Source organism: Blastocatellia bacterium (genome assembly GCA_016713405.1).
GTDB lineage: Bacteria > Acidobacteriota > Blastocatellia > Chloracidobacteriales > JADJPF01 > JADJPF01.
In genome coordinates, this window is the sequence record JADJPF010000005.1 from 1 (window position 1) to 14,108 (window position 14,108).

Below are 14,108 nucleotides of genomic sequence, written 5' to 3' on the forward strand. Positions count from 1 at the left end.
TGTACAATGCGAACGCAATAGACACTTTCCGTACAACAGTGACAATAGTCCTCCCTTCAACACTTAAACGTTCTATTAAGAGAAGACCTAAACAACTTTAGTATTTAGAGTTATAGTATTTGGCATCATTGACCTAAAGAAAGGAGTCAAGAGATGCCAAATACTATAGATATTGGAGAAAAGCTATGGGATATCAAATCCCAATTTGTCAGAACTAGAGACAGCAACCATAGAATTGAGCAAGCCTACCTCATAATTCTTAAAAATGGCGATAAGCAAGCAATTTCTATGGCTGAATCCAAAGACCAATGTATTTCTATAAGTAAGGAGGTAATAAATGAAAGCCGCAATATATGCAAGGGTATCAACTGATCGTCAAGAGAAAAATCAAACTATTGATTCTCAACTATCATTACTTACAACTTGGGCTAAAAATAATAAGTATGAACTATTGCAAAGCCACATTTATAAGGACGAAGCCTGTAGTGGTTCAAGATTAGATCGTCCTGGGCTTGACGCTTTGAGGGATGCGGCTCAAGATGGTGAATTCGATGTCTTGGCTGTGTTATGCCCTGATAGGCTAGCACGCAAATACGCTTACCAAGTACTCTTACTAGAGGAACTACGTAAAGTTGGGTGTGAAGTAATTTTTCTTCATCATCCTATTTCTCAAGACCCAAATGATCAACTGCTCTTACAAATTCAAGGAGCGATAGCTGAATATGAAAGAGCGGTACTTGGTGAAAGATTCCGCAGGGGTAAATTACAAAAGGCACGTTCTGGCCAATATTCTTGTACTAGGCCGCCTTATGGATACCATTACATTACTAAAAAAGAAAACCTTCAAAGCCAGCTAGTAATCAATGAGCCTGAAGCAGAAATGATACGCACAATGTATAGATGGCTTGTAGAAGAAAATATGACGATTCGCCAAATTATTAAAAGGCTAAATGATAGACAATATAAACCACGCTGTGGCCGTAACCATTGGAGTTTGTCAACAGTTCGTCGTATTCTTAAAGACCCTATTTATATGGGTAAAGCCTACGCTAATCGCTATAAAGGAGTTACACCTAAGAAACCTCGCAGTAGGACATCTCGCAGCCTTACTTATAAACTCAAAGCCAGAGAAGAATGGATTGAAATAGCTGTCCCGCCTATCGTTTCTCAAGAATTTTTTGAAAAAGCGGAGGTACAGCTAGAACGTAATTCTTTACTTAGCTACCGAAATAATAAAAAGCATAACTACCTTCTGAGATGTTTGCTTACCTGCAAAGTATGTGGGTTGTCAATGTTTGGAATTGCTCGTAAGGTAGGAACTCCATCACAGTGCCACTATTATGTTTGCAAAGGAAAAGATCCTGTACTCAATTGCAGAGAGGGTCGTTGCCCTCGTCGTTTAGTCAAAGGCGAAGATATAGAAGAAGCTGTATGGAGTCATGTTAAAGAGTTACTTTCTAACCCTGAGCAATTAATAGCTCAATTTAAAAACCTTGCTCAGCTTGATTCCAAAGGTAGTTCCCGTCAGCAAGCAGAAGTTAATAAAATAGAGATGGCCTTTAGAACGCTTAAATAGAGAGGAAAACGCTTAATAGATGCTTACCAGGCTGAAATAATAAGCTTGGAAGACCTATCCATTAGAAAGCAGCAAATTCAACAGCGTAGGGCAGTATTAATTACTCAACAGCAGCAACACACAAAATTGTTGCAGCAAAGTAAGAATGCTAATAAAGTATTAGAGGATTTGAGCCTTTTCTGTGAGCGAATAAATTCTAGGCTTCAAGAAACGGCTTTGCTGATAAACAGGCAATTTTACAGTTGGTAATAGAGCGTATTATCGTTGGGGAGGACAGTTTGGAGATCCAACACATTATACCTTTACGCAACTCTGAAGGTGGAGGAGGTCACAGTCCTCCAAAGTTTCAATTGAGTTCGGATAGTATGTTAGTCGCAAATCTGGATCAATTCCTAAATTATTAAGCCTTTGTTCTTCTGACATTTTTCTCTCCTTATTTTTTGAGTTAATGCTAACAACAGTTACTCATTTATGATAAAGCTTTAATATATTAACTATCTGATTTTGCTTATTTTCAGATACCAAAATTTAACCCCTGCTTTTTTATTAGTAATTTTATTATGATTAGACCTCTTTATTAGGCTACCAATTGCTATCAGGGATAAAATTTATATCCTTGACTGCCTTTTGTAATTGTTCTAAACTTCATTTCTCACTCACTATTACTAGTAGCATTGTTGTTATTGGTATTTGTATTATCGGCTTGTATTTCATTATTTGTATTAGTCAACATTATTACTTGTTGGATATAGGTTATTGGAAAACCAGACATTGGGCGGGTAAAAAATCCGGTCACTTTAGATCAGAGGTTGAGTTAAGTTAAAATACTAGTAAATCAAAAAGAGTCAATAAAAACAATACATCTACGACGGACAACAAAAAGACAATTCAAATAAAGAACCTTACGCCTACGGCGAATGCTCAAGAAAGGGCAATGAAAATGTCTTTTTTTCCAAAGTAAAAAATGAGACCTGGCCATATGTGCGTCGTTTCACTCCTACTTATGGCCTACTATTTAGGCGACCAAAAGTAAGTAAAAATAAGTTGAAAGTTAAACCGGCTTATTGCGTCGTTTCACTCCTACTTATGGCCTACTATTTAGGCGACCAAAAGAGTAAAAATAAGTTGAAAGTTAAACCGGCCATTGCGTCGTTTCACTCTACTTATGGCCTACTATTTAGGCGACCAAAGTAAGTAAAAAGTAAGTTGAAAGTTAAACCGGCCATGTGCGTCGTTTCACTTCTACTATGGCCTACTGTTTAGGCGACCAAAAGTAAGTAAAAAGTAAGTTGAAAGTTAAGCCGGCCATGTGCGTCGTTTCACTCCTACTTATGGCCTACTGTTTAGCCAACAGGAGTTGAGCTTTTACGGCGTTTGACAGTTCTAAAGGAACTCCCTTTAGTAGTAAGGATATGAGAATGATGTCCAAGTCTATCAAGTAAAGCAGTAGTAAGTTTTTCACAACCAAAGACTTGAACCCATTCACTGAAAGCTAAGTTTGTAGTAACAATAGTTGAACGACGACTATAGCGTTCAGCTAATAGATTAAAGAGCAACCTCCTCCAGTACGATCAAAGGAACAAAAACCTAGTTCATCAACAATTAGTAACTCTACTTTGGGTAGCCATGATGTAACTTTGTTAAACTGCGCTCGTCCTTTGCCTCTATTAATGAGCGAACCAAAGATGCTGCTCTAGCAAACAATACATTGCAACTTAACCTCGGCGAGTAGCTTCTATTCCTAGGCATATTGACAGCATTGTTTTCCTGTACCGATGGGCCAGCTAAAATTACATCCTCAGCTTTCTTTATATATTCTGCAAGAAAGCTCCAGAATTTTGGTTTTGATATTCCTTCTAAGGCTGTCCAATCAACTTGCTCTAGGGTTTTTATCTCTGAAATTGGGCAATTTTTGTACCTGTAAGCAGCAGCAAGCTCAGGAACGGCTATTTACCTCTTTTTCCAAAGCTCTTTTAGAAACTCTTCATACTGCCATTGTCCATCTCTCTTTGCACACCGTGCAACTGCTGTATAATCACGAGCTATAGCTGGCATTTTTAATGCTTTTAGGTATCTACTATTATTGCATCTTGTGTAGTATTTATCATAAATACCTCCTGCAAGCATCCAGTCACAGCTTTAGCTTTAGCTTTTTCATTTCAAATTGCTGTAAATTCTCTGGTAAATCTATTTCTAAAGTTATACTACTATCTTGTAGTTTCTTAGCTAATGCTAGTAGATCTATTTACCTTACTGCCAAAGATTTTCTTAGTGCTTCTTTTAACTTCTTCTTCTCCATGTTCAAGAACTGCTCCTAAAATACGTGAAAGAACTCGTCCTGCTTCTCGCCCTCCATAAACACTACTGAGCATCTCCCACAATTGAGGAAATGGTTCTCCTAACTCAGTAACTAAATTTGGAGCAACCTGGCGTACTGCTTGTGGCTTGCGGGCTAATTCTGGTAAGTAATTGCGGTAGCGTATGTATCGGCTTCCTGGTACTTGTTTAGGTAAATTATTGCGTTCCTTTACAAGCAACTGTAATTTCTTCTACTCCTATGTAGGCTTTAGCGTCTAGTCTTGCCCAAGTTTGTGGTACTGCATAATCTGCTCCTTCTATTCTTACTAGAGCTTTATTACTTACTTTACACATTACCATTACTCTAGGGTCAAATTCCCTTTCTGGTAAGGCTTTGAGGTACTTTTTTTCCTCCTCAAATGCTTTAGCTACACTTATTCTCTCAGCATTTAGCTTTTTGTGATAAGAAGTCTTTATTTGGTTTTGTATTTCTTCTGATATTTGCTTTAGGCTATCTGCTTGGGGTATTGGAGTCATATGTTGTAGTCGGATATTTTTACCTGCTTGCTCTACCCCTCCTTTATTATGTCCCTCTCCTACTCTAGTAAAACACGGTTCATACAGATAATGGCTTACCAAAGATTTAAATTTATCAGTTAATTCTCTTTCTCCTCCTAGCACTTTTTTTACTGCTAGACTTAAATTGTCATAAACTATTCTTTGTGGTATTCCTCCTAGTGCCTTAAATGCTCTTACATGCCCATCCAACAGCGATAATTGGTCACATTTTTCATATAGCCATATATATTCATATCCACTGTACTGCAAATCTCATTAAAAACTTCCATACTTTTTCTCTTCTTCCTTTATTTTCACTGCCACTTCAAAATAATCTACTTGTGCTACTTCTCCTGCTCTATACACTAGTGGTATATAGACTTCTTTGTCTCTCTCTTCTTCTCTTAAGTAACGTTTTATTGTTGTTTTTCCTACTATATATCCCTTCTTTTATCAATTGCGCTGTATTATTGTAGAAGTGATTCGTTGTTTTGCTGTTGTTTTCCTTCCCATTCTACTAATAGTTCATCTATTCTTTCTCCTACCTTTTCAGTTACAGGTTTTTCTCGTGCTTTTTTTCTACTCTCTTAGGTTCTTCTTTTCAAGTATTTAGCTACTGTTTCTTTATCTATATTTAGTTGACGGGCTACTTCTCTTTGACTTAGTCCCTCAATTAATACTTTATGCCTAATTACATATACTTTATCCATCTTTAGCATCCTTTTCTCCAATATTCCTAGATTTTTTCTAGTCTATTGGTTTTTGGATCTAAAGTGACCTTCTGACTGGTTTTTTTGTGGCCCAACTGACTGGTTTTCTGAACGGCCTAACCAAATGCAGAATCTTTTGCAAAGATAATGTTTTTAATTTGATCATTAACAGAACTATTTAACTTTTGTAGTTGAAGTTTATGATGTTGCGCTAAACGTTCTTGTTCTCTACAAGAAGTGGAGAATTTGCTGTTGAGTAAAGATGGTCAATCCGTTCTATAATAATACTTCATTACTAACTTCTACAAAATTTAATTTATAATGAGGAAACTGATTATTAATATGTCGATAAACTGCATTACATTCAGCCGATTTAGCATGAAGTATTGTTAGTTCATTGTTAACGTTATCTAAACTAGTTACTAAACATTTAGTTTTTTATAGACGTTTTTGGGCCTAGTATGTTTAGAAGCTCATCAGAAACATTAAATGTGGTAGCTAAAAGCGCATCACCACCGGATAGCGATACATAATCGCTTGGTGGGACAAAAAAACTCCCTTGGCTATCTGTTAGTTCAAGCTCATTAAGTTCATCAAGCCCATCAATAATAAAAGGTTGATTTGTGTTTATAAGACTAGTACCACCAGTGTAGCCTACTCCATTGATGCTACTTGTTCCATTAATGCTATTTGCATAATTTGTTATTTTATTATCCGTATTTGATAAATTATCTACATTTCTCTAATGAAAAGCTGGCAAATCATCAACTGTTAGCCTAGGTAATTGTTCATTAGTTACTAAATTAGCTAAGTTAGCTACATTTTTAGTATTTTAGATTTATTTTGATCATTATTATTCTTATTTTCATCTAATTGCTGAGTAGCATTAGATTTCTCGCACTTATCAATTTTATTAGATTTGCGTTTAGCCATAGCTGGAACTAAATCACTGCTAATTTTTGCATTATTGTTCTCAGTATCACCATTGCTAAAGAGTTGTTTTAGAAATCCCGTTACACCCATTTTTGTTTTCTCCCATCAGTAAAAGTACGATTGAATTTAGTAAGATAAAGCACAAAGTTTTAGTTATTTTTAGTTTATTATTAACTTTTTTAACTTATTCCTAGTTAATTTTTAGTTAACTATTTAACTTTTTTATCTGCTAACTTATTAATTAAATAGACAGATAAGTTGATCTTAGCTTTTACAAAATCATTATTTTTATTTGAATTATTTGAAATATTTTGAGCGTTTTGAGCATTAGTTTCATTGCTATTACTAACTTCATTCTCAATAAAATTCTGCTTGGTTTCATATGAATGTATTTAAAGCGTTTATATGAATTACTCGGTCAAGGTTGTTTAGTGAAGTCGTATATTGTCTAATGCTCTCATCGTCTCCTAGTAGTTCAGTATCAATAACTACCTCAGCTAAATTACCAGTGGTTGTTTTTATGGGTTTAGGCTCAAAGTTGGCGAGTCTTAATTGACGTTGATAAGCAAGTGATTGAATTGATTGCAACACGCTAGGAAGCTCCCTTTTTTCTGGAACTAGTGGTAAAAGCTGTGTATATTCAGCATCTATACGAGCCGATTCTTTTTCTAATGCAGGATAATTATTACTAAGCTCTACTAGTAGTTCATTACTAGTTTTAAGTTGCTGCAACTTCTCTTTCTCTTTAAGGATAAGGACGTCTTGCTCACTAAAATAAAAATAATTTGTTGTAAAATAGCCACCAACAAGGATGATTATAGAGAAAACCATTGCGATAACTTTTTGGCTATCTATATTTCTAAGTTTTTCTTCTAGTTTATTTATTTTTTCTAACATATTTTCCTCTCATTTATTTCTCAGTTTTAGCTATCTAATATTTGTTGCTCAGTTTTGGTAACGCTCAGTATTTCAGCAAATTAAACTATTATCAAAGTATGATATATAGTTATTAATTATTATTTTCCCTGATTAATTTGGTTATTAGTTTGATTAATTTGCATTAGCTGTACTGGAGTCTGTTTGGGTAATAGCACAGGATTCTTTGGAATATTGCCTGTATATTTAGTTACTATTTCATATGTACCCTGGACGTTATCTACAGCAGTGTATTTAGCTGGGATTACGTCCTCATAGTTACTAGATTGTAATTCACTAGCGAATGCTGCTACCCTGAATTTATCCAAGGCTTTGCCTGCTACTTTTACGTCCGTTCCAACGACATCTAGTTCAGAAATAGTTATTAGTCCCTCTAAATGTTGTTCTATAAGTAAGATTTTGTATATCTCCCACAATGGTAGGGACTAGCATTTGGGTTTTTTGGATATTTTTAATCGAGTTGATTAATTCATTTTTTGATTTATTTTTACGTTCTAAGCTTTCAAATTTATCTTTTACTCCTAGCAGCAAAACCTCTCTATTTTTCTCTGAAGTGTAGTCATTTTGGATGCTAGCTATTTCATTATTGTAACTATAGTAACGATAACTAGCAATAATTAAACAACTTATTGTAGCAACTAGTAGTAGATATTTTTGATTAACTAATGATGGTGCAATCAATTTAGCATTAGCTACTGCTGATGTTGCCAGTTTTGTAACAACATTTTCATTAACTTTATCTCAGCATTTAGAGATATTTTTTTATCTAATTTATTGTTTTTATAATCGCCCGTTGGGAGTGCTAGATTTATTCCTAAGTTCTCCGCCTGCATAGCAATAGATTCAATTGCTACTGCATATTGATGGCTATTACGCTCTAGTTCTATTCGTTCACTGTCAACTAAACTACTAATATTAATAAGGTTTGAGCGCAATGGTTCTACAAATTCAATATCAGAAATTTTTAGTTTTTCTGCTGAAGCTGCTGCTCGTAATTCTAAAGCAATGTCATCAGGAACTAAACCTGCTAATAGAACTAGATTATAATGAAAGTCAAAACTATCTTTTTGTTTTGGCTCAACTCGTACTGGATCACAGTATTGCGTTGCTGCTACCAAAGCTTTAGCTATTTTGTGGACTAATTTAGCTTTAGCAGAATTAGCAGGATTAGCAGAGTTCGCCACTAGAAACATCATTCATTTAGCATTGCTTACAACAAATTCAATTTCATTTAATTCTGTCTGTGTTGTTGCTACAACAGTTGTAGAGTTAGCTGATGTAGTTGGTTTAACATTATGTTCATTTGAATTAATTGAGCTATTTCTGTCAGCTAATTTATTCGTATTACTTAAATTACTGATATTGTTAAGCTTACTAATATTAGCAAGCTCATTTTCTTCTAAGTCTATCCAACTAATGTGTTTTATAGAACCATTTTGATAAACAGAAATACCAATGTGTTGTTGCTGAAAATTTAGTATTGCTAGACTCAAAATTTGATGATGAGAGTAATTCCTTTGTAGTAGATAGCCTAGCTCAATATCTGTAGCATTAACACTAAATGGTTGTTTTAATCCTAGTGCCTGATGATAGCCCAAAATATCAACAACATTATTTTTTGGTAAAGCTACTAGTACAGAATTACTTCCAAAGTTGAAGTAGTCGGCATTTTGATCATTGCAATTCGTCTCAGATCTGCATTCTCCATCAATAGTTAGATTGGTTAGTGGATTTACTACAAAACTAACTGAATATTGATTGCTAATAGAGTAAACTATTTTACTAATAGAGTATTTACTTAGTTTTTGCTTCAGATCAGGAATGTTTGAATATATTCCAACATGATCCAAAACCACCTGATTTGATCGTGTGTCTATATTAGCGATAGCTACCCGCCATTTATTTAGATCTAAATCTATTCCTAAAACGTGTTTCGTCAGCATTTTCTATTTCTCCTAACCGATTTTAGTTGTAAGATCGGTACACATATTTTTGATTTTGTTTGGTATGTTTTTTATTGTCCGCAACATTGTTTTTTGTTTTCCCTGTTATAACAAATGTCGTGCCAGTAACTAACATACCAAAATATTTTTTGCTGGTTGTAAGCCGACATTTGGTTGTGTTTCTGCTGCTAAGTTGTTGAAAAAATTAGATATTTTGCTAAAAATACCAGTCCTTTCCATATTCAATTTTTCCCGTTCTCCTAATAATTGTTCAAGAGCAAGAATGAGCATGCCGGGAAGTTGAAATCTTTGCTTAACCTCTTTTACTTTCGTAATATTCATAATTAATAACCTTTCTTCCTTTGTTGTTAAATTTTATTTCGTCTTTATTTTGTGTTATTTTGGGGAAAGAAAACGCATTCTAGTTAATTGATAAATAAGTGTTCTTCCCTAGGTATATTACTTGATCTCCCAATTGTTGACTAACCCAAAAATTTCTGCTCCATTTGTTTTGAAATATTATTAATACCTGCTGTCAATTCTAAGATGTGGTTTTCCTTTAACAGAATCTACGGAACTTATAACAATTTTTATTTCTTTGTAACTAGCTTTTATTACCGCAATGGAATGATCAACAATTGGAACATCATCTTCACTTTTATAAGTGCGTTCAGATGCAAAATAGCTAGTTGGGGGGTTATTTGATTCAGGCGAAACGACTTGCCGTAACAAATATTCCAAATCCTCATAATTAAATTCTTCGCCAATCAGAAATTATAGAACTATCTGAAAAGTCCCTTGCTTATGAAGGCTCACTAATGTTGCAGCAAAACGAGGTTGTTTTGCTGCGATATCCTAATTAACTGTGGGTTAAATTTTGTTGCATAACGGGTACTCATTTTTGCTTGTTGGACGATTTCTTGAAATCCTTGCAACGAACATCCAGTTTTCAACCGTGCAACTAGAACCATCATTACCTATACTGCATAAGACTGCCACTTTTTGACGAGTCAATACAATCAAACCTTTTCGTAGTTTTGTTAATTTTACATCGTTTGCAAACAAATTGGGCTTCTGCATAATTAACTCCTGCAACTAAAATTACTAACATTAGTGCAAATACATTTAAGAATAATTTTGATTTTGATTTGAACATATATTTTCTCCTTATTTATTTAATTTGTTTTAATTTTTGAACAAAGTTTTTTAGTAATACCCCTAACAATTTATTGAAGCTAATATTGCAAAGACCATTACTAAGTTGTTTAATTTGTTAATGTTTAAACTAAATGTTTTGTTGGTTTAGTTTGTCATTGCACGACTAAATGTATGAAATTATGTGTAATGGCTAACGTGATGGCTGTTAGTGACACTATTATTTGTTTTAATGCTATTATTACTATGGTCTATATTATTAACATTATTATTTTTGATATTATTTCTATTTGATTGCTTATTATTTCTAGTATTATTTCTTACTCCAATACGATTATCAGCTAAATTATACCAACGTGAAGCAGGTCTATTTTGGTATTGTTGTTTTAGTTCATTAGCGTATTCTTTTACTGGCTGTTGACTATGATTACTAATATCAGTAAATTCATTATTAGTACCATATAAATTAATTTGCTGTTGCCGGTTTTTGCTTTTGTCCTTGTTGTTCTTTTTTTAATATTTCTCTTTGCTCTGTATCCCATTTTTCTAGTTGTTCGCAAATTAATACAACATCTACATTTATTTTAGCTGCTATTTCTCTAAGCTCCCTTTGCATTTCATCTACATTTATACTCTCAATCTTACCTAGTTTAACTAATTCAGCAAAAAGACTAGGCAATTTTTCCATTTTTTTCTTTGTTTTCGCATATGTTGGCTGATATCGTCGCTCAACTGCATTTTCTAATGAATTTGGAAATAACTCGCTTACTGCTATTACTAATGTATCAATAGAAAACTCACCATCTAATTTTAAATCAATATAATCAATCGCTTCTGTATATCTATCTAATATATCTAGTATAATTAACACGGTGTCATTATTACCAGTTTCATCAAGTTCAAGTTTGAATCGAATTAGAGATATATTTAGTTTTTCTTGAATATTTTGTAGTAAATAAAATAGTTTTAGCAATTGCGCTTGTGTGACATGCTTTTTCTCTGCATCGGTTGAAAAGTCAGTTAACAATTGTTGAAGATCTGAAAGTCGTATATGTTTGAGTGCCTGAGTGTAGCTAAGTTCAATGAAAAATGGACTTAGAGCAGCGAACAAAAGACAAAGTTAAAAGATAGCTTAAGCGTAAGCATTAAGCAGAAAATGAAACAGTTCTAAGTTTACGAGCAAGAGAAGTTTATCTCTACGCTGGGCAAAAATAGATTCAGCATTACCAAGCAATTTATCAAAAGGGAAATATAGCCAATAGCAGAGTGCAAACGCTCACAATTATAATGGTGGACATAAAGAGAAAGCAAACGACAGCCATCATCTAAAGAAAGAAGGCAGCTTTTTTGATTACACTCAGATTTTAGGGATCTATGATATCTCTCGATTTTTCCATTACTTTGAGGGTAATAAGGAGAAGTACGAACATGGGTCATTTCCATTATGTTGATAAACTCCTTAAAATCCCTAGCAATAAATTGAGGCCCATTATCAGAAATAATCCTAGGAGAAGCTTTAGGGAAAAGCTCTTTAGCTTTTAGCAAGATTATTTCCAAATCAAGCTCAGTAATTTGCTCTTTAAGTTCCCAATGAACAATATAGCGACTGTATCCATCTAAAACAGAACATAAGTAAAAAAACGTTGAACAAATTTTAATGTAAGCAATATCTACATGCCAGTGCTGGTGTGCAAAAGTTGGTTGTTCAAAACCAGTTCCTTTTTTACTTGCCTTTCTAGCCCAAACCCTTAATAAGTTACTAGCCTTCAGAACCCGATAAACTGAACTTGGGCTTACTGCTACTACATTTGCATCTATCATCATATAAGTTACTCTTCTGTATCCTTCTTTTTTATTTTCTAAATAAAATTTGATGATTGCTTTTTTCTCCCATTCTAATAACCATCCATCTTTTGGTTGTTTACTATTATTAGTATTTTCTTTTCCTACTCGTTTTTTCCAAATACTATACTTACTTTTTGTTATTCCTATCCACAAAAGTAACTTGTTTAGGGGTATCTCTGCTTTCTCTGACCAGTAAGAAATAAAATTGATGATTTCATCTCTTAGTTTCCTACTTACCCACTTTTTTATCAGAGTACCCCAGTTCCTTTTTTTGCTTTTATCAATTCTTCCATTAACTCTGATACTACTTCATTTTTTCGTACTAATTTCTCTTCTAATAATTTTATTTTTTCATCTTTTTCTTTTGCTTCTTTATTTTGTCCTACTCCATTTCCTCTTGTTCCAAATACCATTTCTCCTCTCTCAAAAAATTCTTGTTGCCATTTATAAAATAACTTGGGTTGTAATCGATTTTCTTCACATACTTTTGATATTGCTACTTTTTCTATCAAATGTTTCCTTAGTATTGCTACTTTCTCTGTTGGACTATATTTTCTTTTGGGTTTTCCTGACATGGTTGGTTCCTTTCTTGGTTGTTTTATTGTCCATGCCAGCCTTCTTAAAGTCCATTTTTACTTAAGCAATACAAGCTGGGAATTATTAGATGCAATCAGGGCATATAGAAACGCTCGCAGACGGTCACTGATGTGAAAGGCTGGACCAAAGAATATTCACAATTAAGAAATCGATGGTCAAGAATGTGTTTGCATTTTCATAATACTTGTTAATTTTTCCAAGATTCTGTTCTCTACTTATATAGTTGTAGTTTTTGAAAAGGAGTAAAAATTTTCCAGGTTACGTAAAAATCTGGAAAATTTTAGATTATGATAGGGCAGAATTTTTTTAGACAAGAAGTTAATCTATCATAGTATTGCAAAAGCAGCAGTTATAAATTTATAGAAGTAAATTTTACTCAATAAGCTAGGATGAGTGGCATAAATAACTTCATTTATTAAAAACAACTTTATATTCCATTATTAACTCATGTATTTGTTTGCGGTGTTTTGTTTGTGGTTGCTGTTTACCATTTTCCCATCTTCCCCATGTATTATTATTGATACCAATCAGCGATGACATTTCTTTTACTTAGTCCCAAGAGTTCCCGAAGTAATTGCATTTATCTTTTATTTCTATTTGTTCAGATAATAAGATTGTTCTAATAGTTTTTTAGCACTTGGATGGATTTTAGAGTTACTTTGTTCCCATCTTTGCCATGTTCTTAAATTTATGCCAAAAAAACTAGCCATCTCTTTTTGGGTATAACCTGTTTTTTTTCTTATTTCTCTCAAGTTTAAAGTGTTGATACTGATCATGTACAAACTATATTAAAAATATAAATAATTGTAAAACTAAGTCTATGCTAGAAAAATCAATAAAATAACGACATTTTGTCTTCAACACACAACTGGGGATATTAGTATAAAAATACTATTAAAAACACACTGTTTTGGAAGTTTATTTATAAACATATAGTGTTTTGCTGGGTTAACAGCATTCAACTAGTAATAATTAAAAGGAATTTGTTTTTTATCATTTAAAATCTACACAAAAATACAATTAATACAATTCCTGGAAAAATTTGCACTCATTTTTTTTTAAAACTACAACTATATAAGTGGGACAATAATTGTGGCTTTGAAAAGTATCAAAATGAATCGATGAGTGGTTGTTAGGCAGTGGATTGAACAGAGCACACGGGGCAGCATTCGAGGAAATATACCTACGAAAAAGCACAATATACGCAATTATGTGTTTTGGAGATGACCGGGGAAATACTTCTCTATCTGAGGAAATCGTTGACGTATGTTCACTCGGTACTTTGGGAACATCCTAAGGTTTCAAGAAACGTAAATATACGTAGCTTAGTTAAAGGTATAGCTAGAGAAACTAACTTTAATGGAATTAAGAAATAATGCCACCGGAGAACACGTAAGAGAGGAATCTAGAATTAACAGAGACATCTCGGGGACTTTGAATATATGGAGAATATAAAAGATTTGTTGGTGGAAATTATGAAAATGAGTTACCTTTTGAGTTGGGGTGAGATTTTTTACTCTAGACATGATCATTATGAATATAAAGATAAGGAGATAG

The 14,108-nt window shown here is 33.5% G+C and carries 16 protein-coding genes and 2 pseudogenes; 1 reads left to right on the forward strand and 17 read right to left on the reverse strand.

The window, feature by feature from the left end; translation table 11 throughout:
- Nucleotides 1-337 precede the first annotated feature (337 nt).
- A complete protein-coding gene (locus IPK14_08835; GenBank protein MBK7993518.1) occupies nucleotides 338-1,576 on the forward strand; it encodes a recombinase family protein in 1,239 nt (412 codons plus the stop codon).
- 1,343 nt (nucleotides 1,577-2,919) lie between these two features.
- Here IPK14_08835 and IPK14_08840 read toward each other — a convergent pair.
- From IPK14_08840 to IPK14_08920, 17 genes and pseudogenes are all read right to left on the reverse strand, one after another.
- Nucleotides 2,920-3,263 (reverse strand): annotated as a pseudogene (locus IPK14_08840) (ATP-binding protein).
- A 263-nt stretch (nucleotides 3,264-3,526) separates the two neighbouring features.
- On the reverse strand, nucleotides 3,527-3,703 hold the full coding sequence (locus IPK14_08845; GenBank protein ID MBK7993519.1) for a hypothetical protein: 177 nt from the start codon (nucleotides 3,701-3,703) through the stop codon (nucleotides 3,527-3,529).
- Nucleotides 3,704-3,798: 95 nt separating this feature from the next.
- Entirely contained in the window at nucleotides 3,799-4,113 is a 315-nt protein-coding gene (locus tag IPK14_08850) for a hypothetical protein (GenBank protein MBK7993520.1), read from the reverse strand.
- Nucleotides 4,091-4,702, reverse strand: coding sequence for a transposase (locus tag IPK14_08855; GenBank protein ID MBK7993521.1), 612 nt, complete (start codon nucleotides 4,700-4,702; stop codon nucleotides 4,091-4,093). Before IPK14_08855 ends, IPK14_08850 begins: the two co-directional genes overlap by 23 nt.
- 317 nt (nucleotides 4,703-5,019) lie before the next feature.
- Entirely contained in the window at nucleotides 5,020-5,142 is a 123-nt protein-coding gene (locus IPK14_08860; protein MBK7993522.1) for a helix-turn-helix domain-containing protein, read from the reverse strand.
- Between the two features lie 816 nt (nucleotides 5,143-5,958).
- A complete protein-coding gene (locus IPK14_08865) occupies nucleotides 5,959-6,165 on the reverse strand; it encodes a hypothetical protein (protein ID MBK7993523.1) in 207 nt (68 codons plus the stop codon).
- Between the two features lie 288 nt (nucleotides 6,166-6,453).
- Nucleotides 6,454-6,972: a type 4a pilus biogenesis protein PilO gene (gene pilO, locus IPK14_08870; GenBank protein ID MBK7993524.1), complete on the reverse strand. Its 519-nt coding sequence runs from the start codon at nucleotides 6,970-6,972 to the stop codon at nucleotides 6,454-6,456.
- Between the two features lie 119 nt (nucleotides 6,973-7,091).
- On the reverse strand, nucleotides 7,092-7,319 hold the full coding sequence (locus IPK14_08875; GenBank protein ID MBK7993525.1) for a hypothetical protein: 228 nt from the start codon (nucleotides 7,317-7,319) through the stop codon (nucleotides 7,092-7,094).
- Between the two features lie 43 nt (nucleotides 7,320-7,362).
- A complete protein-coding gene (locus IPK14_08880) occupies nucleotides 7,363-7,692 on the reverse strand; it encodes a hypothetical protein (GenBank protein ID MBK7993526.1) in 330 nt (109 codons plus the stop codon).
- Between the two features lie 11 nt (nucleotides 7,693-7,703).
- On the reverse strand, nucleotides 7,704-8,195 hold the full coding sequence (locus tag IPK14_08885; GenBank protein MBK7993527.1) for a hypothetical protein: 492 nt from the start codon (nucleotides 8,193-8,195) through the stop codon (nucleotides 7,704-7,706).
- Between the two features lie 12 nt (nucleotides 8,196-8,207).
- Entirely contained in the window at nucleotides 8,208-8,954 is a 747-nt protein-coding gene (locus tag IPK14_08890; GenBank protein MBK7993528.1) for a hypothetical protein, read from the reverse strand.
- A 129-nt stretch (nucleotides 8,955-9,083) separates the two neighbouring features.
- Nucleotides 9,084-9,296, reverse strand: coding sequence for a hypothetical protein (locus tag IPK14_08895; GenBank protein ID MBK7993529.1), 213 nt, complete (start codon nucleotides 9,294-9,296; stop codon nucleotides 9,084-9,086).
- A gap of 180 nt (nucleotides 9,297-9,476) precedes the next feature.
- On the reverse strand, nucleotides 9,477-9,686 hold the full coding sequence (locus IPK14_08900; GenBank protein MBK7993530.1) for a hypothetical protein: 210 nt from the start codon (nucleotides 9,684-9,686) through the stop codon (nucleotides 9,477-9,479).
- An 889-nt stretch (nucleotides 9,687-10,575) separates the two neighbouring features.
- Entirely contained in the window at nucleotides 10,576-11,136 is a 561-nt protein-coding gene (locus tag IPK14_08905; protein MBK7993531.1) for a hypothetical protein, read from the reverse strand.
- Nucleotides 11,137-11,241: 105 nt separating this feature from the next.
- Nucleotides 11,242-12,107: pseudogene (locus IPK14_08910) on the reverse strand (DDE-type integrase/transposase/recombinase).
- Between the two features lie 95 nt (nucleotides 12,108-12,202).
- Nucleotides 12,203-12,529 (reverse strand): transposase, encoded by a 327-nt coding sequence (locus IPK14_08915; GenBank protein MBK7993532.1) that lies wholly within the window; start codon nucleotides 12,527-12,529, stop codon nucleotides 12,203-12,205.
- A gap of 615 nt (nucleotides 12,530-13,144) precedes the next feature.
- Nucleotides 13,145-13,303 carry a hypothetical protein gene (locus tag IPK14_08920; protein MBK7993533.1) on the reverse strand — a complete coding sequence of 53 codons (159 nt, stop codon included), beginning with the start codon at nucleotides 13,301-13,303 and terminating at the stop codon, nucleotides 13,145-13,147.
- Nucleotides 13,304-14,108: the final 805 nt, after the last annotated feature.